Genomic DNA, 19,800 nt, shown 5'->3' on the forward strand with positions numbered 1-19,800 from the left:
GCGGTCCCTCGGCGCCCACGCGCTCCGCGGCCGCGGCGCGCCGCTGTCGGTGGCGACGCTCGAGCGCGGAGCCGCCGAGACCGCGCCCGTGGCGGATCTGGCGCCGCGCCGCGCCGCGGTCGCCCGCTGATGGCCGGGGCGAGCCCCGCGCGGGCGAACACCCTGATCGCCGTGAAGATGGCGCTGCGCTTCGGGCTGCCGCTGATCGGGCTCGCGGTCTTCGGGCGCGCCGTCGTCCTGTCGGTGGGCGGCGATATCGAGCACGGCCAGTTCGCCCTGGGCGTGCTCCTGATCCTGGCGGGTTTCACCTCGAAGCTGGTGCCCCGGCCATGAGCGACGCGCCGGCGCGCCCGCCGATCTACCTCGACGCCGATGCCTGCCCGGTCAAGGACGAGACCTACCGGGTCGCCGCGCGCTACGGCCTGACCGTCCACGTCGTCGCCAACAGCGTGCTGAACCTCCCGCGCGAGCCCTGGATCGAGCGCGTGGTCGTCGGCCCGGAACTCGACGCCGCCGACGACTGGATCGCCGCGCGGGCCGGAACCGGGAGCATCGTGCTCACCGCCGACGTTCCGCTGGCCGCGCGCTGCGTGAAGGCCGGCGCCACGGTCCTGGCGTTCACCGGCAAGCCGTTCAGCGAGGCCGGGATCGGTCTCGCCCTCGCGACGCGCGACTTGATGCAATCGTTGCGCGAGGCCGGGACCATCACGGGCGGGCCGAAACCGTTCTCGCGCGCCGACCGGTCGGCCTTCCTGTCCGCCCTCGACCGGGCGGTGAACCGGATCCTGCGCGAGCGGCCGAAGCCGGCTTGAGCACCGGTCCCGGGCGCGACAGCGTTCCGCGCGGGGGAGCTCTCAGGCCTCGGCCGCCGGGACGAGGGCCTTGAGCGCCTCGTTGATGCGGTCCTGCCAGCCCGGGCCGTCCTTCTGGAAATGCGCGAGCACGGCGCTGTCGAGGCGCAGGCTCACCACTTCCCGCGAACCCGGGACCGTTGCCGGCCGCGGCGCGGCCTGCGGCGGCGGGGCGGCCGTCTTCGGGCTCGTCGCGGCCCGGAAGGCCGCCTCGGCTGCCGCGCGCGGGTCGCTGAAGCGGCGGCGGTTGCGGTCTTCGGCCATCGACCTCTAGCCCTTCGCGGTCGTCTTCTTCGGCGCGGCCTTCTTCGCGCTGCCCTTGGCGGCCGCCTTGGCTTCCTTCTCGGCCGCCTTGGCCTGCGCGTCCGCGGCCTCCTTGGCGAGCCGGAGCGAGCGCAGCCGCACCGTCCGCTCGTCCATCGCCTTGATGGCCGCGTGGTGCTCCGCCATCGCCTGGGCGCCCTCGCGAGCCATGCGCTCCGCCCGTTCCGCGCGCTCGGCGCGGTTCTCCGCCCGGGTCTTGGCTTCCGCCTCCGCGTCGCGGGTGGCATTCACCTCGTCGAGGTCGTACTCAGTGTCGTCGTTCATCCTGTCCCTTTCACCCCGGCTCGACGGGTCCGACCCGGCGCAGCCTGCGCGGGACGGGGTCTGAGCGGGTCCGGCCTGTTCGAGGGGCGGGGGGCAAGGCCGGATCGGCGCCCTCCCGCATCGCCGTCAGGCGCGCGGGGAGGGCAGGTTCACGAAGGCTTTAGCATGCCCGCGCGGCCGATGGCGAATCCGGATCGCCGGGTGGGACTGACGGCGCACACCATTCGTACGCGTCCCCTGGACGATCCGGATCAGGCTCGCGGTCGGCCGCGCGGGATCCGGCCTGGATCGTCCTCCGATCAGCGCACGCGGAAGTTGAGCGGAATGGAGACCGACAGGCTGGACTGCGTCACGCCGGGGGGCGCCGCCGGCATCGAGCCGCGGACCGCCGCGAGGGCGGCGCTGTCGATCTGGCCGACGCCGCTGGACCGGGCCACGCCGGCGCCCGTCACCTGACCGGACCGCATCACGGTGAAGCGCACCACCGCGGTCCCGCCGCCGGTGCCGACGGCCGCGTTCACGTTCATCCGGCTGTGGATCGCCGCGCTGATGGCGCCCTGCCACTGGCGCATGGCGCTCGGATCGTTGCCCGCGGCGGCCCGGCCGGCCGCGTTCGCCCTCGAGGCCGACGCCGAACTCCGCTCGGCGCCCGCCCGGGCCTTGGCCTCGCGCGCCTTCGCCTCGCGCGCGGCCTTGGCCTTCGCCTCGCGGATCTCCTCCAGACGCTCCTGCCGCGCCTCCTCGCGCTTCTGCTCGCGGAGCTTCTCCTCCCGGATCTTGCGCAGCTTGGCTTCGCGCTCCGCCTTCAGCTTCGCCGGATCGGGCGTCGGCTTGGGCGGCTCCTCGGACTTGGCGACCTCGGTGGGCGGCGGCGCCAGCGGCTCGGCGGCCTCGGACGCGGAGGTGATCACCTGGCTCTGCGCCTCCACCGGCTGAGCCTCCTGCGGCATCTCGACCGCCTGGGTGTCCTCCGGCTTCACCTCGGTCATCTCGGTCGGCGGCGGCGGCTGGACGGCCTCGTCGGGCGGGGTGTCCACCGGCTTGGCTTCCGGCGGGGCCTCCTGGCTCATCTGCTGCTCCGCCGGGGCCTCGGTGGCCGCGTCGGTCATGAGCGGCGCGAGGTCGACGGTGATCTGCTGCTCGCCGGGCGGTGCGGGCGGGGAGAGCCGCAGGAACATCACGGCGGCGAGCACGCAGGCGTGCAGCCCGAGGGCGACCAGGAAAGCGGCGAGCAGCCCGGACGGGCGGCGCTCGCCGAGACCGGCCGGCATATCCGTCGACGTGTAGGTGCTCATCGGCTCAGCGCGCGGTCCCTGCGGGGGCGGCGGGGGCGGCGGGGGCGGCCGGGGCGGCGCCAGGCGCGGCCGGAGCGGCGCCGCCGGGCGACTGCGCGATCAGCGACACCTTGGTGAAGCCGGCCTGCCCGACGAGGCCCATGACCTCCATGACCTTGCCGTAGGGCACGTCGCGGTCGCCGCGCACGAGGATCACCTGATCCTTGTCGGCCGCCGCCATCTCGCGCAGGCGCGGCACGATGCTCTCCATCGTGAACACCTCCTTGGCGATGGACGGGTTGCCGTCCTTGTCGACCGTCACCTCGGCGGGCTTCTTCGACTGCGCGACCTTGGGCGCCGCGGTCTTCGGCAGCTGGACCGGCACGCCGGTGGTCATCAGCGGCGCGGCGACCATGAAGATGATCAGCAGCACGAGCATCACGTCGACCATCGGGGTGACGTTGATGTCGGACATCGGCACGTCGTCGAGGTCGTCGTCGTCGTTCGCGCGAATGGATCCCATCGCCATGGGGCGTCTCCGGTACCTTTACGTTCGGCTCTCTGGGGGCTGGCGCCGGCCGCGCTACTCGGCGGCCGCGCGGTGGGCGCCCGCGCGGTCGCGCGCGAGGCGGTTGCCCAGGACCGAGATGTAGGACGAGAAGGTGCTCTGGATGCCGCTCACGTCGCTCGAGAGCTTGTTGTAGGCCATCACCGCCGGGATCGCGACGACGAGACCGATCGCCGTGGCGAACAGCGCCTCCGCGATGCCCGGCGCCACGACGGCGAGGGAGGTGTCCTGGCTGCGGGCGATGGACGAGAACGAGTTCATGATGCCCCAGACGGTGCCGAAAAGGCCGACGAACGGGGCCGTGGAGCCGGAGGTCGCCAGCAGCGACAGGCCGGTGCGCAGGCGCTTCACCTCGATGGCGAGGGCGCCCTTCATCGCCCGCTCGATGCGGTCGCGGCGCTCGGCCCGGGTCTCGGAGGAATCCTGATCGCGCCACGCGTCGATCGCCGCCTTCACCACGTGGCCGGCGATGCCGCGATGCTCGCCGTCGAGGCTGCCCCCGGAGCGGACCAGATTCGCGAAGGCCTTGGCCTGGCGCCGCGCGGCGGCGAGCCGGATGACCTTCTCGAACACCACCGTCCAGCAGGCGATCGAGGCGATCACCAGCAGGATCATCACGCCCTTCACGATCGGGTCGGCCTGCAGGAACAGGCCGAGGAACGAGAAGTCGTGGGCCGCCTCGATCGGGGCTTGTGTCGGGTCCATCGCGGGCTCCTGGCGTCCTGGTCTCACGCGGCGTCGCGCCGCCATCGTCTCGGGGTGCGGCGAAAGCCGCAGTCCGCCCGGCGGCCATCGCCGCCGGGCGGTTTGGTCTCGTCAGCCGTCACACCATCCGCATCAGCGGTCGAACGGCAGGCCGGCCTTGCTGTCGGTCTCGGTCCGCTCGAGGCAGGCCTCGCGGCCCGGATCGCCGCCGTCGCAGGTCAGGACGTCGTTCAGGAGGACGCGACCGACCTTGTTGCAGGCGATGCCGGGGAAATCGAAGATCTTCACGGTGGTCTTCTTCGGCGGCAGCGGCCCGAGCTCGACCGCCACGCGCTTCTGCGCGACGCCCTCTGGGTCGAAGGCGAAGAGATCCACCTTGTAGGACTTGAGGCCCGAACCCTTGTTGTCGATCACCATGGTGATCCGGCAGGCCTCGCCCGCGGTCTCGACCTTGTTGAGCTGCAACTTGATCGGCGCCTTCTCGGACGCGTCCTGCGCCAGGGCCGACACGACGAGCAGCGCCGAGAGCGCGAAGCAGGCCGCCGTGTCGAGGGCGACACGCCCGATCCGACGGCGGTACAGGGGAGCGCGCAGGGCAAGCACCGTGACAAAGTCCTCTTCGAGTTCGCGCCGGCCGGCGGCTCGGGCCGCGCGGTCCGGGGTGACGGGGAGCCGGATCAGTGCAGCACCGTTCCGGCGGGGCAGGAGGCCGGGGCGAGGCGCTCGGCCGCCGCGTCGAGCGGCCCGACCGCGGCGCGGACCGCCGCCACGAGGCGCGGCGCCGCGTCCTGGCCGGTGATCTCGGCCGCGGCGGCCTCGAGATCCGCCCAGAGGCGCTGCCGGCCCCGGTTGATCAGCTTCACCAGCGCGCATTCGTGGCCGGTCACGCGGCAGCAGCTCGCCGGCATGAACGACCAGTCGCCGTCGCGCTCCGCGCGGAGCGCCCGGATGATCGCGACCACGCAGGCAACGAAGCGGCACCCTTCCGTCGGCCCGAGCAGCTGCTCGGCCCCGTCGAAGGCCGCGTTCCAGCAGGCGACGTCGCTGGTCATGTAGCCGGCCGCCACGAAGCGGGCCACCGACAGGGCCAGGATGTCGGCCTCGTCGCCGCACACGTCTGCGACGCGCCGCATCGCCGCGTGGTCCGACGGGGTCATGGGCGTGCTCACGGCTCCGGCGCCTCGCGGAAAAGGATCGCGGCGATCGAGCTCGGGAGCCGGATCGTCGCCTGCCGCGGCAGTATCCAGGCCCGCCGCCCGGATCAAGGCCCGGCGAGAAAATCAGAGCAGTTCCAAACTGTTAGAAGAAAGCGTGGCCGTTGCAGGCTTTGCCTATCGATCCCGCAAAAATTTGCCGAAACATCCCGGAAATGCGCGACCACGGGTCGCCGTCGATTCCGATCCCCTCCCTTGATGGCCCGGAAGGCCTTGGCCATATCTCCGAGTTGCCGGCGTCGTCACGTCCGGCGGAGTGCTGCCCCGGGCGGGCTCCTGTCGACGAGGTGCTCGGGCATCCCGGGATTGCGGCAGATCCCGGGGTCGGAGGCTTCGCTTTCTGGATGATGGCCGCGATGACTCGATCCTCGCCCTTCGGGCACCCGTTCCTGCTCGGCTTCGACGAGATCGAGCAGGCCCTCGACCGGGTCTCCAAGGCCGCCAACGACGGCTACCCGCCCTACAACATCGAGCGCCTGCCCCGGACAGAGAGCGAGCCCGAGCGCCTGCGGATCACCCTGGCGGTGGCCGGCTTCACCCGCGATCAGCTGGACGTGATGCTGGAGGAGAGCCAGCTCGTCGTGCGCGGCCGGCAGGTCGACGAGCGCGAGCGGCACTTCCTGCACCGCGGCATCGCGGCGCGGCAGTTCCAGCGGGCCTTCCTGCTCGCGGACGGCATGGAGGTCCTCGGCGCCGACCTCGCCAACGGCCTCCTGTCGATCGATCTGGTCCGGCCGGAGCCGGACCGCATCGTGCGCAAGATCGATATCGGCGCCCGCGGCTGACGCCGACCGATTGATTGGCCGGCGCGGATCCCCACATCAGGGTGGAGCCGCCGGTGCCTTCAGGATCGGCGGTCGACGCTCTGCCACCCTAGGAGGGCTTTATGACCGATCTGAATCCGTCTCCCCTGACCCCCGCCGATCTCGATCCGGCCGATTTCCAGCCGGCCGATCTCGCGGCTCTGGGCGAGGGGCACATCGCCTACGTCCGGCCGATCCGGTCCGACGAGGTCCGCCGCTTCTTCCCGCAGGCCCCCGAGCTGACGCCCGGCCTTGACCTGTTCGCCCTGCTCTCGGCGAGCGGCGCGCCGATTATGCTCGCCGATTCGCGGGACGTCGTGCTGGCCAACGCCGCCGCGCACGACCTGCAGCCCGTCAGCCTGCACTGATCCTTCACTCACTGGCCTGACCGGGGAATCGGTCAGGCGATCTCGGCCACCGCCGCCACGAGCCGCGCGATGTCCTGCGGCCGCGACAGGCGGTGGTCGCCGTCGGCGATCAGCGTCAGCACGGTTCCCTCGGCCGGCAGACGGTCGATCGTCTTCAAGGCGTGCGTGTAGGGGACGTCGGTGTCCCGCATGCCCTGGAGGACGTGCACCGGGCAGCCCGGATCGACCTGGCCGCCCAGCATGCAGTGTCGGCGGCCGTCGTCGATCAGGGCCCGCGTGATCGGGTCCGGCTCCGGTGCGTAGTCGCTGGGCTTCCGGAGGACGCCGTCTCGGATCAGCATGGCGCGCGCCGCCTCGCTGAGGCGGTTCCAGATCAGCTCCTCGGTGAAGTCGAGGGCCGGCGCGATGAGCACCAGCCCCGCCGTGGCCTCCCCGCGCGCGGCCCGGTCGCGGGCCGCCAGGCAGGCGATCCAGCCGCCCATCGACGAGCCGACGAGCACCGGCGCCTCCGTCACGTAGGCCGCCAGGACCGCCTGCGCGTCCTCGAGCCACGACGAGATGGTGCAGTCCGTGAAGGTGCCGCCCGAGGCACCGTGCGCGGCGTAGTCGAACCGCACGAGCGCCCGGCCCGTCCGTTCGGCCCAGGCATCGAGCGCCGTCGCCTTGGTCGCGGTCATGTCGGAGCGAAAGCCGCCGAGCCAGACCACCGGCGGCCCGCCGCCCGCGCGCACCCGCACGGCGATGCGGCGGGCCGCGTCGCCGGTGCCGACGGTCAGGAACTCGGGGGCCGTATCCGTCATCGTTCTCTCCGGTATCCCTGTCTCGACATGGAAGAAGTCCGGTCCTGAACGGTTCGGCTTCAACTCTCGTTTACCGGACCGTAAAGCCCGGCGGCGATGCTGGATCAATGGCAGCGAGCATTTGGCAGATACCGGCCGGGGGCCTGCGCGTCCTCGCCGAGGGCCCGCGAACGGGCGATGGACCCCACGCCCTGTCGGGTTTCCCGGCGGAGGTCGGGGCGCTGGCCGGCGCCCGCATCCTGCAGATCATCCCCGAACTCGACGCGGGCGGCGCCGAGCGGACCACCGTCGACGTCGCGGGCGGCCTCGCGGCCGTGGGCGCCCGCGCCCTGGTGGCGACCGAGGGCGGACGGCTCGTCGGCGAGTTGCAGGCCAAGGGCGGGCACTGGCTCCGATTCCCGGCCGCGTCGAAGAACCCGGCGTCGATGGCGGTGAACGTCCTGCGGCTGATGGCGCTCTGCCGCCGCGAGAAGGTGCAGATCATCCACGCCCGCTCCCGCGCGCCCGCCTGGGTCGCCCTCGGGGCGGCGCGCCGGCTCGGGCTCCCGTTCGTGACCACCTATCACGGCAGCTATTCCGGCCGGACCGGGGTGAAGGTCCTCTACAACTCGATCATGGCCCGCGGCGACGTGGTGATCGCCAACTCGCACTACACCGCGGACCTGATCCACCGGCTGCATGCCGAGCAGGCCGGCGACCGCGTGCGGGTCATCCATCGCGGCACCGACCTCGCGGTGTTCAACCCGGTGGCGGTCGGGGCCGCCCGGGTCGAGGCGCTGCGCCGGAGCTGGAACGTGGCGCCGCACGAGCGTGTGATCCTGCTGGCCGCCCGCCTCACGGCCTGGAAGGGCCACCGCGTGCTGATCGAGGCCGCCGCGCGGATGCGCGATCGCGGCGTCCCGGACCTGGCCGTGGTCCTCGCGGGGGATCCGCAGGGCCGCGCCGCCTACGAGCGCGAGCTCGACGCGCTGATCGCCGCGCGCGGGCTCGAGGGCATCGTCCGCCGGGTCGGCCACTGCGCCGACATGCCGGCGGCCTTCCGCGCCGCCTCGGTGGTGGCGGTGCCGTCCGTTGAGCCCGAGGCTTTCGGCCGCTCGGCCGTCGAGGCGCAGGCGCTCGGCGCACCCGTGGTCGTCTCGGATCTCGGCGCCGTGCCGGAGACGGTGCTGGCACCGCCCGAGACCCCTGCCGGCCAGCGCACCGGATGGCGCGTGCCGCCCGGCGACCCGGCCGCGCTCGCCGCCGCTCTGACCGAGGCCCTCTCCCTCGGCGCGAGCGCCCGCGACGCCCTCGGTCGGCGCAGCCGCGCGCATGTCGAGGCGCACTTCTCCCTGGAGCGGATGGTCGGCGACACGCTGGCGGTCTACGCCGAGCTGCTCGGCCGGTCGACCTGAGGGCATCGGCATCGGACTCGAATCGCGACGCGGCGGCCGATTATTTCCGGCGTCGCGATGGTAGCCGGTTGACTCTGGCCGCGGTTCCACCAACGTTGTATGTCCGGATGAGACCGGAGCGGCTGGCGGTCAGGAGATCTTCCTGAAGATCCGCCGTTTCGCCGTTGCAGCAGGAGACCTAAGCCATTCGTAGACCGATGAGAGCCATGCCGGCCCCGCAGAAGGACGGGCCGCGCGCCAACCGCGACATTCGCGGTGTGCGGGAAGTGCAGCTGATCGACGACACCGGGCAGAACCGCGGCGTCGTTCCCTTCTTCGACGCCCTCAATCTGGCCGAGGAGGCCGGTCTCGATCTCGTGGAGATCGCGCCGAACTCCGTGCCGCCCGTCTGCAAGCTGCTCGATTACGGGCGCTTCCGCTTCAACGAGCAGAAGAAGCAGAACGAGGCCCGCAAGCGGCAGAAGACCGTCGAGGTGAAGGAGATCAAGCTCCGCCCCGGCATCGACAAGCACGACTACGACACCAAGATGAAGTCGGTGCACCGCTTCTTCGAGGAGGGCGACAAGGTCAAGGTGACCCTGCGCTTCCGCGGTCGTGAGATGGCTCACCAGGATATCGGTCTGCGCCTCCTGGAGCGCGTGAAGAGCGAGACCGCCGAGATCGCCAAGGTCGAGAGCGAGCCGATGCTCGAAGGCCGGCAGATGATCATGATCCTCGCGCCGCGCTGAGCGGCCCGGATCCAGAGACGCGAGACCCGCGCCGCCTCCTCACCGGGGCGGCGTTTCGCGTTCCGAGCTCTCGAACAGCGGATCGTGAGGGGGCCATATCGCTTCCCGCTGATCACGGCACCGCCGTCTCTGCGAGCGGAGCGAAGCAACCCGGTGTCGCGCTGCGCCGAGAGACGTCCCGCTGACCTGGGTCGCTTCGCTGCGCTCGCGATGACGAGGTCGAAGCGTCGGCCGAGATTCCGACGAGCCTTCGAGACGCGCCCGATCCTTCCATGCGCGGCCACGGCAGTCTAAGGGCAGCCTATGGCCCTCGCTCCCGATGAGATCGAACGCTACGCCCGCCACCTCGTCCTCGCCGAGGTCGGCGGTCCCGGTCAGGCCCGGCTCAAGGCCGCGCGGATCCTGGTCATCGGGGCGGGCGGCCTCGGCGCGCCGCTGATCCAGTACCTCGCCGCCGCGGGGATTGGCACGATCGGCCTCGTCGACGACGACACGGTCTCCCTGTCGAATCTGCAGCGGCAGGTGATCCACGGGACGCCGGATCTCGGTCGGCCGAAGGTCGAGAGCGCGGCCGACGCGGTGGCGCGCCTCAACCCGCACGTGTCGGTCGTCCGGCACCCGTTCCGGATCGACGCGGACAACGCCGTCGACCTGATCGGCGGCTACGACCTCGTGGCGGACGGGTCCGACAATTTCGCCACGCGCTACGCGGTGTCGGACGCCTGCTTCCGGGCGCGTCGGCCACTGGTCACGGCGGCTCTGGGCCGCTTCGACGGCACGCTGACCACGATCCGGGCCCACGAGACGGGGCCCGACGGGACGCCGAACCCGACCTATCGCTGCCTCTTCCCGAACCCGCCGCCGCCGGGCAGCGTGCCCGCCTGCGCGGAGGCCGGCGTCCTCGGCGCGCTCGCCGGCGTCATGGGCTCGCTGATGGCCATGGAGGTGATCCGGGCCGTGGCGGGCTTCGGCGAGCCCCTCGTCGGGCGCCTCCTCATGGTCGACGCCCGCGCCATGCGGTTCGGGACCCTGAGCTACGGCTGGGATCCCGAGAACCCGCTCAGCGGCAGCGGCGCCTCAGCCGCCTGAGGATCCCGGCGGCATCCACGGCCCCTCCGCCTCGGCCTTGCCGAGGCAGCATTTCTTGAATTTCTTTCCCGAGCCGCAGGGGCAGGGATCGTTGCGGCCGACATCCTTGAACGGGTTGCGCTGCGGCTCGCCCGCGCCCTCCTCGGCCCAGTCGAGGGCCTCGACCGGATCGTCGAGGTAGCCGTACTGGTAGGGCCCCAGCCGGTCCCGGTCGTCCGGCTTGGTCTCTGCCTTGCGCAGGGCCTCCTTGAACCACCCGGCGTCGCTGATCTCGTCGGTGAGCCGTCCGTCGGCGCGGGCCGCGGCCGCGCGGGGCGCGAGGTCCCGGAAGCCGAGATGCGCGATCGTCTCCTCCCAGCCGACCCAGGCCGGCCCGTCCTCCACGGCGGCCTGCGCGTCGTCGAACCGGACCAGCAGGTCGTGCATCGCGGCCCGGTCGATCCGTCCCTCCAGGGTCAGGAAGGTGCAGGCGCACATCAGCGCCATGCGCGCGTGATCGTCGACCGTGCTGTCCAGGATCAGCCGGAACAGCGGCTGCGGATCGCCGTCGAACAGGCTCGCCACGACCTTGGCCAGCGTCGCCGTGACGGCGTCACCCAGCACCGCGTCGAGGGTCTCCTCGTCGTGCCGGAGCAGCCTGAGGAGCGGCGCGAGGGCGCGCGTGTCCCGGGCATGGGCCATCACGTGCAGGCCCCAGAACAGGAGGTTCGTCTCCTCCGGCGCCAGCTCGCGCCCGTCGGCGGCCGCCTCGAGCAGCGGCAGCGCCGCCTCCGCGACGGCGGCGGGATGGTTCAGGGCTTCCCGCAACGCCGCCTTCGGCCGGTACTCGGCCGACGCGAGGTCGTCGATGAGCAGGGCGATCCGGTCCATGGCGGCGCCTCAGGCCCGGAGCGTCGCGCCCGTCTTGCGGGTGACCTCGGCGACGATCCTGGCGCTGACCGCCTCGATCTCCGCGTCGGTCAGGGTCCGTTCGACGGGCTGGAGACGCACCGCGATCGCCACCGACTTCGCGCCGTCCGGCACGCCCGGCCCCTCGTAGAGGTCGAACACGTCGACGCCCGTCACCAGCTTGCGCTCGGCGTTCTGGGCGGCCTTGATGATGTCGCCCGCCGGCACGTCGCGGCCGACCACGAAGGCGAAGTCCCGCGACAGCGGCTGGAATTCCGACAGCGCCAGGGCGGCCTTGGCCTTGGTCGGCTTGAGCTTGGGCAGGGGCAGGGCGTCGAGGACGATCTCGAACGCCACGAGCGTTCCCTTCAGGTCGAGAGCCTGCAGCGTCCGCGGATGCACCTCCCCGAACCAGCCGATCTCCGTCTTCGGACCGAAGCGCAGCGTGCCGGAGCGGCCGGGATGCAGCCAGGACGGGCCGCCGGGCGTGATCTGGAGGCCGCCGGTCGGCACGCCCAGGCTGCCGAGCAACGCGATGGCGTCCGCCTTGGCGTCGAAGGCGTCGACGGTCCCGGCCGTGCCGTCCCAGTGCCGTTCCGCGCCGGCCAGGGTCGCACCGCCGCGGCGGACCGCCGCCGCGCGGATGGTCTGGCCCTCCGGCACGTCGGAGGCGAAGCACTGGCCGACCTCGAACAGGGCGGCGTCCGGGTAGCCGCGGTCGGCGTTGCGCTGCGCCGCGCGCAGGAGGCCCGGCACCAGGCTCGGCCGCATGTCGGACAGCTCCGAGGCGATCGGGTTGGCCAGGACGAGGTCGGCCCCCCCGCCGCCGAACAGGACGGCGTCGTCGTGCGGCACGAACGACCACGTGACCGCCTCCATGAGGCCGCGGCTCGCCAGGGCGCGCTTGGCGAGGCGGGTCCGCTTCTGCATCACGGTGAGCAGCGGGCGGCCGATCCCGGCGAGCGGCGGCAGGGGCTCGGCCACGATCCGGTCGAGCCCGGCGATGCGGACGACCTCCTCGACGAGGTCGGCCTTGCCCTCGACGTCGGGCCGCCAGGACGGGGGCAGCACCGTCACCCGGTCCCCAGTGCCGGAGACGTGGAAGCCCAGCGTCTCGAGGATCTGCTGCATCTCGGTGCGCGGCACGTCCAGGCCGGCGAGGCGGCGGACCTCGGTCCAGGGGAACTCGATGCTGCGCTGGGATTCGGGCGGCGCGCCGGCGACGTGCGCCTCGGTCGGCGTTCCGCCGCAGAGATCGACCACCAGCCGGGTCGCGAGGTCGAGGCCGGGAAGCGTGAAGCCCGGGTCGACGCCCCGCTCGAAGCGGTAGCGCGCGTCGGTGATGATGCCCAGGCGGCGGCCCGACTGGGCGATGTTGGTCGGGTCCCACAGGGCCGACTCGATCAGCACATCCGTGGTGCCGGCGTCGCAGCCCGACGCCTCGCCGCCCATGATGCCGGCGATGGATTCGACGCCGTTCGCGTCGGCGATCACCACGGTGTCGTCCGTCAGCGTGTGGGTCCGGCCGTCGAGGGCGCGCAGGCTCTCGCCCACCCGCGCCCGCCGCACGGTCAGCGTGCCGGTGACCTTGGCGGCGTCGAAGACGTGCAGTGGCCGGCCGCGATCGAAGGTGACGTAGTTGGTGATGTCGACGAGGCTGTTGATCGGCCGCAGGCCGATGGCGCGCAGCCGCGCCTGCATCCAGGCCGGCGACGGGCCGTTCCGGACGCCGCGCACGAGCCGCAGGGCGAACATCGGGGCGAGGTGTCGGTCGGCCGGATCGAGGGCCAGCTCGACGGCGACCGGGCAGGGACCCTCGCCGCGCAGGGCCGGCAGCGTCTCGCCCTTGAGCGTGCCGAGGCCGGCCGCCGCGAGGTCGCGGGCGATGCCGTGGACGGAGGTGCAGTCCGGCCGGTTCGGCGTCAGGTTGATCTCGATGACCGGATCGTCGAGCCCGGCATAGAGCGCGTAGGCCTGGCCGACCGGCGCGTCGGTCGGGAGTTCCAGGATGCCGTCATGGTCGTCACCGAGGCCGAGTTCGGCGCCCGAGCACAGCATGCCGTGGCTCTCGACGCCGCGGATCGTGCCCACCGACAGGGTGATGTTCTTGCCCGGGACGTAGGTGCCGGGCGGCGCGAAGACCGAGACGAGGTCGGCCCGCGCGTTGGGAGCGCCGCACACCACCTGCACGGGCGCGCCCGCGCCGGTGTCGACCGTGCAGACCCGGAGCCGGTCGGCGTTCGGGTGCTGCTCGGCCGTCAGGATCCGGGCGATCACGTAGGGCTTGAGCGCGGCGGCCTTGTCCTCGACGCCCTCCACCTCCAGGCCGATCCGCGTGAGCGTCTCGGCGACGGTGTCGAGGGAGGCCTCGGTGTCGAGGTGGTCCTTGAGCCAGGAGAGGGTGAATTTCATGATGGACCTTCGAGAGCCCGGTATCGGCTCGACCGTCGGAGGAACAGGATCGCGGGGCCGTCGCCGGGGCCCGGGGGACCGCGGCGGGGCCGGGGCGGCTCAGCCCGTGAGGCCGCCCACGAGGCTCGGCACGTCGAGCGGGCGGAAGCCGTAATGGTCGAGCCAGCGGACGTCGGCCTCGAAGAATGGGCGCAGGTCCGGCATGCCGTATTTCAGCATGGCGATGCGGTCGATGCCGACGCCGAAGGCGAAGCCCTGCACGGCGTCCGGGTCGAGCCCGCAATTGCGCAGTACGTTCGGGTGAACCATCCCGCAGCCCAGGATCTCCAGCCAGTCGTCACCCTCGCCGAAGCGGATCTCGCCGCCCTTGCGCGAGCACTGGATGTCGACCTCGGCGGAGGGCTCGGTGAAGGGGAAGAAGGACGGGCGGAAGCGCATCTTCACGCCCTCCACCTCGAAGAACGCCTTGCAGAACTCCTCCAGCACCCATTTCAGGTTGGCGATGTTGGCCGCCTTGTCGATCACCAGCCCCTCGACCTGATGGAACATCGGCGTGTGGGTCTGGTCGGAATCGTGCCGGTAGGTCCGGCCCGGGATGATCACGCGGATCGGCGGCGTCTGCGCCCGCATGGTCCGCACCTGCACCGGCGAGGTGTGCGTGCGCAGCACCTTGCGCTGCCCGTCGCGGTCGGGCGCCAGGAAGAAGGTGTCGTGCATCTCGCGCGCCGGGTGGCCGGGCGGGAAGTTGAGCGCCGTGAAGTTCAGCTCGTCCGTCTCGATGTCCGGACCCTCGGCGACCGCGAAGCCCATGTCGGCGAAGATCGCGGTGATCTCGTCGATCACCTGGGAGATCGGGTGGATCCGGCCGCGCACCTCGGGGGCCTCGCGGACCGGCAGGGTGACGTCGACCCGCTCGGAGGCGAGGCGTGACTCCAGGGCGGCCTCGGCGAGCTCGGTCTTGCGCGCGGTGACGGCGCCCTGGACGCGGTCGCGCAGCCCGTTGATCAGGGGCCCGCGCTCCTTGCGCTCGTCCGGCGTCATCGACCCGAGCGTCTTCAGCAGATCCGAGACGCTGCCCTTCTTGCCGAGCGCGGCGACGCGGACCGCGTCGAGGGTGGCCTCGTCGGAGGCCGCGCTCACCTGGGCCAGGAGGTCGCGTTCCAGGGTGTCGAGATCGGTCATCGCTGTCTTCGAGCAGGGTTGGCGGAGTCGGCGGTCGGGCCGTGCTCTCGCGCGTTGCGGGCGCCGGCGCAAGCGCGGCGCGCGGGACCTCGTAAACGACGAAGGCGCGGCTCCCCGGGGGAACCGCGCCTTCCGTCCGTCTCGCCTCAGGCCTGGATCAGGCGGCCTTGGCGGTGTTCTGCGGCAGCGCGGCCTTCGCCTTCTCGACGACGGCGGCGAAGCTCGCCGGCTCGTGGATCGCGAGCTCGGACAGGGCCTTGCGGTCGACGACGATGCCGGACTTCGCCAGGCCGTCGATGAAGCGCGAGTAGGTCAGGCCGTGCTCACGGACCGCCGCGTTGAGGCGCTGGATCCAGAGGGCGCGGAACGTGCGCTTCTTGTTCTTGCGGTCGCGGTAGGCATACTGCATGCCCTTCTCGACCGCCTGCTTGGCGATGCGGATCGTATTCTTGCGCCGGCCGTAGTAGCCCTTGGCGGCCTTCAGAACCTTCTTGTGCTTCGCGTGACTGGTCACGCCGCGCTTGACGCGGGCCATCGGTTATCTCCTGGATTCGACGAAAGACAGTGGCAACGGGTGTTGAAGGACTTACCGCGCGTTCGGCAGGAAGTACTTCTTCACGTTGGCGGCATCGCCCTCGAACAGGGTCGTGGTGCCGCGCAGGTTGCGGATCTGCTTGGTCGTCCGCTTGATCATCCCGTGGCGCTTGCCGGCCTGGGCGTACATCACCTTGCCGGTGCCGGTGATCTTGAAGCGCTTCTTCGCGCCCGATTTCGTCTTCAACTTGGGCATTTGGCTCTCCGTTGCGCGAAATGATCCCGGACCGATCCGGGAGGATCGGATGAGGTTCGCGCGCTGATGCTTCTGGTGGAGCAGCACGAGCCGCCACGGCAGCCCTATCGGCCGGGCGGTTCGACGCGGGGCGGCTTATGACAGAAAGCTGACGCGGCGGCAACGCCCGCGGATCGGAGCACGAGATCGAGATCAGACGGAACGCGTCGCCGGGCTTCGGCGTATCGAGCCCTGAGACCGGGCTTCTCTGCAGGACGCCCGCGCCGGCAAGCCGGCGACGGCGGGGCAGCGGCCGTTTCGCCCGTGCTGATTCGGGGGAATTCGGGGACGGCTTGCGCGCCGCACAAAACGGCGAGGGACAGCGGGTGCGCCAGGAACCATAACCTTAGCCGTCGGTTTCATTCATGTCCCGCTCAGGCCGGCAGGGTTAGACCCCCCGTCAAATTGGCCAACCAGGAGACACTTCGTGCGCATTGCCCAGATCGCTCCGTTGTCGGAGGCCGTCCCTCCGAAGTTCTACGGCGGCACCGAGCGCGTCGTCAGCTGGATTACAGAGGAACTGGTTCGCCAGGGCCACGAAGTCACGCTGTTCGCGAGCGGTGACTCCGAGACGACTGCCAAGCTCGCGGCCTGCACGCCCGAGGGCCTGCGCCTGCTCGGCTACCGGGATCACACGGCCAGCCACCTGGCGATGCTGCATCAGGTGCACCGCCGCGCGCACGAGTTCGACATCCTGCACTTCCACATCGACCTGCTTCAGTACCCGATGTTCGAGGATCTGAACCACAAGTGCATCACCACGATGCACGGTCGCCTCGACGTGCCGGACTTCATGCCGGTCTACCGCACCTTCACGGGCATGCCGCTGGTCTCGATCTCCGACAACCAGCGCCTGCCCATGCCGCCGACCTCCAACTGGCTGGCGACGATCCATCACGGCCTGCCGGCCGAGAACTGCCCGTACTACCCGGAGGCCAAGGGCGGCTACCTCGCCTTCCTCGGCCGGATCTCGCCCGAGAAGCGGCCCGACCGCGCGATCGAGATGGCGATCCGCTCCGGCACGCCCCTCAAGATCGCCGCCAAGGTCGACAAGGCCGATCAGGATTACTGGGACGAGGTCATCGAGCCGATGATCCACCACCCGCTGATCGAGTACATCGGCGAGATCAACGAGGAGCAGAAGAAGGACTTCCTCGGCAACGCCCTGGCGCTCGCCTTCCCGATCGACTGGCCGGAGCCCTTCGGCCTCGTGATGATCGAGGCGATGTCGGCCGGCACCCCGGTGATCGCGTTCCGCAACGGCTCCGTGCCGGAGGTCATCAAGGACGGCGTCGGCGGCGTTCTCTGCGAGAACATGGACGACGCCGTGGCCGCGGTCGCCAAGGTGAAGACCATGAGCCGCGCCGGCGTGCGCCGCCACTTCGAGAGCGCCTTCACCGCCGAGTGCATGGTGAAGAAGTACGTCGCCGCCTACGAGGACCTGCTCGCCCGCGGCGCCGACGTGATCAAGCTGCCGAAGTCCGGCTTCATGCCGCAGTACGGCGAGGTTAACGGCTCCGCGCGTCCGGCGATCCCGGTCGCCGCCATGCCGGCCTGAAAACCGGCACCGGGCTTGCGAGGCGGGGCCGGCTCGGCCTAGCGTCTTAAAGGCGACTCATCCGTAGGGTGAACAGGGGCTGCTGCATCGAAGGGATGCAGCAGCCCTCTCGATTCGCACCCCTCACTTGCACCCGGAGATGCCCTGCATGGCGGCGGACAACACGGCAGCGGCCCACGATGCGAAGGCCCGGACCGCGGCGAGCGCCGGAAGCGTGGCGCACGGATTCCAGGACGCGGACGACGTCCTCCCGACCTACCACATCGAGGCGCAGACCTCCCTGGTCGAGCGGCCGCTGCGCTCGCTGAAGTTCGGCGAGGCCTTCGGCGTCCTCGATTCCTACGGCGACATCGGCGTCCAGCCCGGGCCGGAAGGCCTCTATTACCAGGACACGCGCTACCTCTCGCGCCTGGAGGTGACGGTCGAGGGCCAGCGCCCGCTGATGCTCTCCTCGGTGATGCAGGACGATAACGGCGCGCTCAGCGTCGACATGACGACGCCCGACATTCGCATCGACGCCCACGACGAGACCTCGATCCCCCGCGAGACGATCGCGATCGAGCGCACCAAGTTCCTGTTCCGCGGCGCCTGCTACGACCGGATCGGCCTCCGCTCCTACGATTCGAAGCACCGGCGCCTGCGCATCGCCGTCACCTTCGACGCGGATTTCCGCGACCTTTTCGAGGTTCGCGGGACAGACCGCCAGGAGCGCGGCAAGCGCGGCGTCCTCGTGGCGAGCGACCGCGAGGTGCAGTTCCGCTACGTCGGCCTGGACGAGATTGTCCGGACGACCGCCCTGCATTTCGGCCCGAAGCCCGATTCGATCGAGCCCGGCAAGGTGGTGTTCGACGTGTCGCTCCCGCCGGAGGGCCGGACCTCCCTGTTCATCCGCGTCACCTTCGAGGCGCATCGGGCCTTCACCAAGCCCCCGACCGACACGATGGTCGGCGAGGACGCGGCCGCCAAGCTGACGCTCGCCGCCAATGCCGGCGGTGCCCGGCGCGAGCCGAAGGATCTCGGCGAGGGGACGATCTTCGCCCGCGCCTACCGCGATTCGCGGCGCGACCTGCGGGCGCTGACGGCGGGCATCACCACGATCATCTCGTCGAACGACCAGTTCAACGAGGGGCTGTGCCGGGCGACCGCCGACCTCTACATGCTCGCGAGCCGAACCCCCGAGGGCATCTACCCCTTCGCCGGCATCCCCTGGTACTCCACGGTGTTCGGGCGCGACGGCATCATCACCGCGATGATGGCGCTCTGGATCGACCCGAAATTTGCCCGGGGCGTGCTGCGCTACCTCGCCTCGACCCAGGCCAAGGCGGTCGATCCGGCCGCCGACGCGCAGCCCGGCAAGGTCCTCCACGAGACCCGGCGCGGCGAGATGGCGATGCTCGGCGAGGTGCCGTTCCGGCACTATTACGGCACCATCGACGGCACGCCGCTCTTCGTGATGCTGGCCTGGGAGTACTACGCGGTCACGGGCGACCTCGAGACCGTGCGGGCGATCTGGCCGGCCCTCGAACTCGCGCTCGAATGGATGGACCGCTACGGCGACCGCGACGGCGACGGCTTCGTCGAGTACGCCCGCGACACCGACAAGGGTCTCGAGAACCAGGGCTGGAAGGACAGCCACGACTCGATCTTCCACACCGACGGTCACCTGGCCAAGGGCCCGATCGCCCTCTGCGAGGTGCAGGGCTACGTCTACGCCGCCAAGAACGGCATGGCGAAGCTCGCGGCGCTCCTCGGCCACGACCCGATGGCGGAGCGCCTCACCCAGGAGGCGGCGAGCCTGCGCGAGCGGTTCGACGCGGCGTTCTGGAACGAGGAGATCGGCACCTACGCGCTGGCGCTCGACGGCGCGAAGAAGCAGTGCGCGGTGCGCTCCTCCAATGCCGGCCACGCCCTGTTCACCGGCATCGCCAAGGCGGAACGGGCGGCGCGGGTCGCCGAGACGCTGCTGTGCAAGGACGGCTTCAACGGCTGGGGCGTGCGCACGATCGCCAAGGGCGAGGCGCGCTACAACCCGATGTCCTACCACAACGGCTCGATCTGGCCGCATGACAACGCGCTGATCGCGATGGGTCTGGCGCGCTACGACCGCAAGCACGAGGCCGCGCGCATCTTCCAGGGGATGTTCGACACCTCGCTCTATCAGGACCAGAAGCGGCTGCCGGAGCTGTTCTGCGGCTTCATGCGCCGCAAGCAGCGCGGCCCGGTCTCGTACCCGGTCGCCTGCAGCCCGCAGGCCTGGGCGGCGGCGGCGCCGTTCGCGTTCCTGGCCGCCTGCCTCGGCCTCGAACTCGACCACGAGCGCAACCGCGTCCGGCTCAAGAACCCGATCCTGCCGGGCTTCCTCGACGGGGTGACGCTCTACAACGTCAAGCTCGGCGGCTCGCGCCTGGACATACGGTTCCAGCGCTACGACGACGACGTCACCGTGTCTGTGCAGCGCCGCCACGGCGACGTGCAGGTCGTGGTGACCAAGTAGAGCCCGGGACGGGAGTTCAGAGGCGGCCCGCTTCGGGTTAAGCGGGCCGCGCGGC

General features: G+C 71.2%; 22 protein-coding genes and 1 pseudogene. 10 read left to right on the forward strand and 13 right to left on the reverse strand.

The window, feature by feature from the left end:
* From ACLBYE_RS18345 to ACLBYE_RS18355, 3 genes and pseudogenes are all read left to right on the forward strand, one after another.
* Positions 1-130 (forward strand): annotated as a pseudogene (locus ACLBYE_RS18345) (adenylate/guanylate cyclase domain-containing protein); the annotation flags it as partial.
* Positions 130-333 (forward strand): hypothetical protein, encoded by a 204-nt coding sequence (locus ACLBYE_RS18350; protein ID WP_447695272.1) that lies wholly within the window; start codon positions 130-132, stop codon positions 331-333. The pseudogene ACLBYE_RS18345 and the gene ACLBYE_RS18350, both read left to right, overlap by 1 nt.
* Positions 330-812 carry a YaiI/YqxD family protein gene (locus tag ACLBYE_RS18355; RefSeq protein WP_447695273.1) on the forward strand — a complete coding sequence of 161 codons (483 nt, stop codon included), beginning with the start codon at positions 330-332 and terminating at the stop codon, positions 810-812. Before ACLBYE_RS18350 ends, ACLBYE_RS18355 begins: the two co-directional genes overlap by 4 nt.
* Positions 813-854: 42 nt before the next feature.
* On the opposite strand, the gene ACLBYE_RS18360 is transcribed toward ACLBYE_RS18355, so the two are convergent.
* The 7 genes from ACLBYE_RS18360 to ACLBYE_RS18390 all read right to left on the reverse strand — a co-directional run bounded on the left by ACLBYE_RS18360 (position 855) and on the right by ACLBYE_RS18390 (position 5,143).
* Positions 855-1,115 carry a BrnA antitoxin family protein gene (locus ACLBYE_RS18360; protein ID WP_020665401.1) on the reverse strand — a complete coding sequence of 87 codons (261 nt, stop codon included), beginning with the start codon at positions 1,113-1,115 and terminating at the stop codon, positions 855-857.
* A gap of 6 nt (positions 1,116-1,121) precedes the next feature.
* On the reverse strand, positions 1,122-1,439 hold the full coding sequence (locus ACLBYE_RS18365; RefSeq protein ID WP_020665400.1) for a hypothetical protein: 318 nt from the start codon (positions 1,437-1,439) through the stop codon (positions 1,122-1,124).
* A gap of 299 nt (positions 1,440-1,738) precedes the next feature.
* Entirely contained in the window at positions 1,739-2,734 is a 996-nt protein-coding gene (gene tolA, locus ACLBYE_RS18370; RefSeq protein WP_056527992.1) for a cell envelope integrity protein TolA, read from the reverse strand.
* Positions 2,735-2,738: 4 nt separating this feature from the next.
* Positions 2,739-3,242, reverse strand: a complete 504-nt coding sequence (locus ACLBYE_RS18375; RefSeq protein ID WP_447695274.1) for an ExbD/TolR family protein — start codon at positions 3,240-3,242, stop codon at positions 2,739-2,741.
* Between the two features lie 54 nt (positions 3,243-3,296).
* Positions 3,297-3,986, reverse strand: coding sequence for a MotA/TolQ/ExbB proton channel family protein (locus ACLBYE_RS18380; RefSeq protein WP_020092809.1), 690 nt, complete (start codon positions 3,984-3,986; stop codon positions 3,297-3,299).
* Between the two features lie 132 nt (positions 3,987-4,118).
* The gene (locus tag ACLBYE_RS18385) at positions 4,119-4,589 is read right to left on the reverse strand and encodes a hypothetical protein (protein ID WP_056527997.1); all 471 of its coding nucleotides are present in this window, start codon (positions 4,587-4,589) and stop codon (positions 4,119-4,121) included.
* 74 nt (positions 4,590-4,663) lie between these two features.
* Positions 4,664-5,143: a hypothetical protein gene (locus tag ACLBYE_RS18390; protein WP_020092807.1), complete on the reverse strand. Its 480-nt coding sequence runs from the start codon at positions 5,141-5,143 to the stop codon at positions 4,664-4,666.
* A gap of 413 nt (positions 5,144-5,556) precedes the next feature.
* Between ACLBYE_RS18390 and ACLBYE_RS18395 the strand changes: the two genes are divergently transcribed.
* Together ACLBYE_RS18395 and ACLBYE_RS18400 are read left to right on the forward strand one after the other, a co-directional pair.
* Positions 5,557-5,985 (forward strand): Hsp20 family protein, encoded by a 429-nt coding sequence (locus ACLBYE_RS18395; RefSeq protein ID WP_012320108.1) that lies wholly within the window; start codon positions 5,557-5,559, stop codon positions 5,983-5,985.
* A 101-nt stretch (positions 5,986-6,086) separates the two neighbouring features.
* Positions 6,087-6,371, forward strand: a complete 285-nt coding sequence (locus ACLBYE_RS18400) for a BQ00720 family protein (RefSeq protein ID WP_020092805.1) — start codon at positions 6,087-6,089, stop codon at positions 6,369-6,371.
* A 32-nt stretch (positions 6,372-6,403) separates the two neighbouring features.
* On the opposite strand, the gene ACLBYE_RS18405 is transcribed toward ACLBYE_RS18400, so the two are convergent.
* Positions 6,404-7,171, reverse strand: coding sequence for an alpha/beta hydrolase (locus ACLBYE_RS18405; RefSeq protein ID WP_447695275.1), 768 nt, complete (start codon positions 7,169-7,171; stop codon positions 6,404-6,406).
* 107 nt (positions 7,172-7,278) lie between these two features.
* On the opposite strand from ACLBYE_RS18405, the gene ACLBYE_RS18410 reads away from it, so the two are divergent.
* The 3 genes from ACLBYE_RS18410 (at position 7,279) to ACLBYE_RS18420 (ending at position 10,382) form a co-directional block, all read left to right on the forward strand.
* On the forward strand, positions 7,279-8,565 hold the full coding sequence (locus tag ACLBYE_RS18410; protein ID WP_244526963.1) for a glycosyltransferase family 4 protein: 1,287 nt from the start codon (positions 7,279-7,281) through the stop codon (positions 8,563-8,565).
* A 206-nt stretch (positions 8,566-8,771) separates the two neighbouring features.
* Entirely contained in the window at positions 8,772-9,293 is a 522-nt protein-coding gene (gene infC, locus ACLBYE_RS18415) for a translation initiation factor IF-3 (protein ID WP_020092802.1), read from the forward strand.
* Positions 9,294-9,596: 303 nt separating this feature from the next.
* Positions 9,597-10,382: a HesA/MoeB/ThiF family protein gene (locus ACLBYE_RS18420; RefSeq protein ID WP_447695276.1), complete on the forward strand. Its 786-nt coding sequence runs from the start codon at positions 9,597-9,599 to the stop codon at positions 10,380-10,382.
* Here ACLBYE_RS18420 and ACLBYE_RS18425 read toward each other — a convergent pair.
* The 5 genes from ACLBYE_RS18425 to rpmI form a co-directional block, all read right to left on the reverse strand.
* Positions 10,371-11,252 carry a DUF1186 domain-containing protein gene (locus tag ACLBYE_RS18425; protein WP_447695277.1) on the reverse strand — a complete coding sequence of 294 codons (882 nt, stop codon included), beginning with the start codon at positions 11,250-11,252 and terminating at the stop codon, positions 10,371-10,373. The two genes, ACLBYE_RS18420 and ACLBYE_RS18425, sit on opposite strands and share 12 nt — an antisense overlap.
* 9 nt (positions 11,253-11,261) lie before the next feature.
* Positions 11,262-13,682: a phenylalanine--tRNA ligase subunit beta gene (pheT, locus tag ACLBYE_RS18430; protein ID WP_447695278.1), complete on the reverse strand. Its 2,421-nt coding sequence runs from the start codon at positions 13,680-13,682 to the stop codon at positions 11,262-11,264.
* 99 nt (positions 13,683-13,781) lie between these two features.
* A complete protein-coding gene (pheS, locus tag ACLBYE_RS18435; RefSeq protein ID WP_447695279.1) occupies positions 13,782-14,864 on the reverse strand; it encodes a phenylalanine--tRNA ligase subunit alpha in 1,083 nt (360 codons plus the stop codon).
* 157 nt (positions 14,865-15,021) lie between these two features.
* Positions 15,022-15,399, reverse strand: coding sequence for a 50S ribosomal protein L20 (rplT, locus tag ACLBYE_RS18440; protein ID WP_012320099.1), 378 nt, complete (start codon positions 15,397-15,399; stop codon positions 15,022-15,024).
* 51 nt (positions 15,400-15,450) lie between these two features.
* Complete coding sequence (rpmI, locus tag ACLBYE_RS18445) at positions 15,451-15,654, reverse strand: 50S ribosomal protein L35 (RefSeq protein WP_007561407.1); 204 nt, start codon at positions 15,652-15,654, stop codon at positions 15,451-15,453.
* 466 nt (positions 15,655-16,120) lie between these two features.
* Between rpmI and ACLBYE_RS18450 the strand changes: the two genes are divergently transcribed.
* Positions 16,121-17,251 carry a glycosyltransferase family 4 protein gene (locus tag ACLBYE_RS18450; protein WP_447695280.1) on the forward strand — a complete coding sequence of 377 codons (1,131 nt, stop codon included), beginning with the start codon at positions 16,121-16,123 and terminating at the stop codon, positions 17,249-17,251.
* 148 nt (positions 17,252-17,399) lie between these two features.
* Complete coding sequence (locus tag ACLBYE_RS18455; RefSeq protein ID WP_447695281.1) at positions 17,400-19,745, forward strand: amylo-alpha-1,6-glucosidase; 2,346 nt, start codon at positions 17,400-17,402, stop codon at positions 19,743-19,745.
* Positions 19,746-19,800: the final 55 nt, after the last annotated feature.

It is taken from the genome of Methylobacterium sp. A52T, from assembly GCF_053346095.1.

Coding starts and splice junctions, on each gene's coding strand:
- ACLBYE_RS18350 (WP_447695272.1), top strand. CDS start 130: ATGGCCGGGGCGAGCCCCGCGCGGGCGAACACCCTGATCGCCGTGAAG.
- ACLBYE_RS18355 (WP_447695273.1), top strand. CDS start 330: ATGAGCGACGCGCCGGCGCGCCCGCCGATCTACCTCGACGCCGATGCC.
- ACLBYE_RS18360 (WP_020665401.1), bottom strand. CDS start 1,115: ATGGCCGAAGACCGCAACCGCCGCCGCTTCAGCGACCCGCGCGCGGCA.
- ACLBYE_RS18365 (WP_020665400.1), bottom strand. CDS start 1,439: ATGAACGACGACACTGAGTACGACCTCGACGAGGTGAATGCCACCCGC.
- tolA (WP_056527992.1), bottom strand. CDS start 2,734: ATGAGCACCTACACGTCGACGGATATGCCGGCCGGTCTCGGCGAGCGC.
- ACLBYE_RS18375 (WP_447695274.1), bottom strand. CDS start 3,242: ATGGCGATGGGATCCATTCGCGCGAACGACGACGACGACCTCGACGAC.
- ACLBYE_RS18380 (WP_020092809.1), bottom strand. CDS start 3,986: ATGGACCCGACACAAGCCCCGATCGAGGCGGCCCACGACTTCTCGTTC.
- ACLBYE_RS18390 (WP_020092807.1), bottom strand. CDS start 5,143: ATGACCCCGTCGGACCACGCGGCGATGCGGCGCGTCGCAGACGTGTGC.
- ACLBYE_RS18395 (WP_012320108.1), top strand. CDS start 5,557: ATGACTCGATCCTCGCCCTTCGGGCACCCGTTCCTGCTCGGCTTCGAC.
- ACLBYE_RS18400 (WP_020092805.1), top strand. CDS start 6,087: ATGACCGATCTGAATCCGTCTCCCCTGACCCCCGCCGATCTCGATCCG.
- ACLBYE_RS18405 (WP_447695275.1), bottom strand. CDS start 7,171: ATGACGGATACGGCCCCCGAGTTCCTGACCGTCGGCACCGGCGACGCG.
- ACLBYE_RS18410 (WP_244526963.1), top strand. CDS start 7,279: ATGGCAGCGAGCATTTGGCAGATACCGGCCGGGGGCCTGCGCGTCCTC.
- infC (WP_020092802.1), top strand. CDS start 8,772: ATGCCGGCCCCGCAGAAGGACGGGCCGCGCGCCAACCGCGACATTCGC.
- ACLBYE_RS18420 (WP_447695276.1), top strand. CDS start 9,597: ATGGCCCTCGCTCCCGATGAGATCGAACGCTACGCCCGCCACCTCGTC.
- ACLBYE_RS18425 (WP_447695277.1), bottom strand. CDS start 11,252: ATGGACCGGATCGCCCTGCTCATCGACGACCTCGCGTCGGCCGAGTAC.
- pheT (WP_447695278.1), bottom strand. CDS start 13,682: ATGAAATTCACCCTCTCCTGGCTCAAGGACCACCTCGACACCGAGGCC.
- pheS (WP_447695279.1), bottom strand. CDS start 14,864: ATGACCGATCTCGACACCCTGGAACGCGACCTCCTGGCCCAGGTGAGC.
- rplT (WP_012320099.1), bottom strand. CDS start 15,399: ATGGCCCGCGTCAAGCGCGGCGTGACCAGTCACGCGAAGCACAAGAAG.
- rpmI (WP_007561407.1), bottom strand. CDS start 15,654: ATGCCCAAGTTGAAGACGAAATCGGGCGCGAAGAAGCGCTTCAAGATC.
- ACLBYE_RS18455 (WP_447695281.1), top strand. CDS start 17,400: ATGGCGGCGGACAACACGGCAGCGGCCCACGATGCGAAGGCCCGGACC.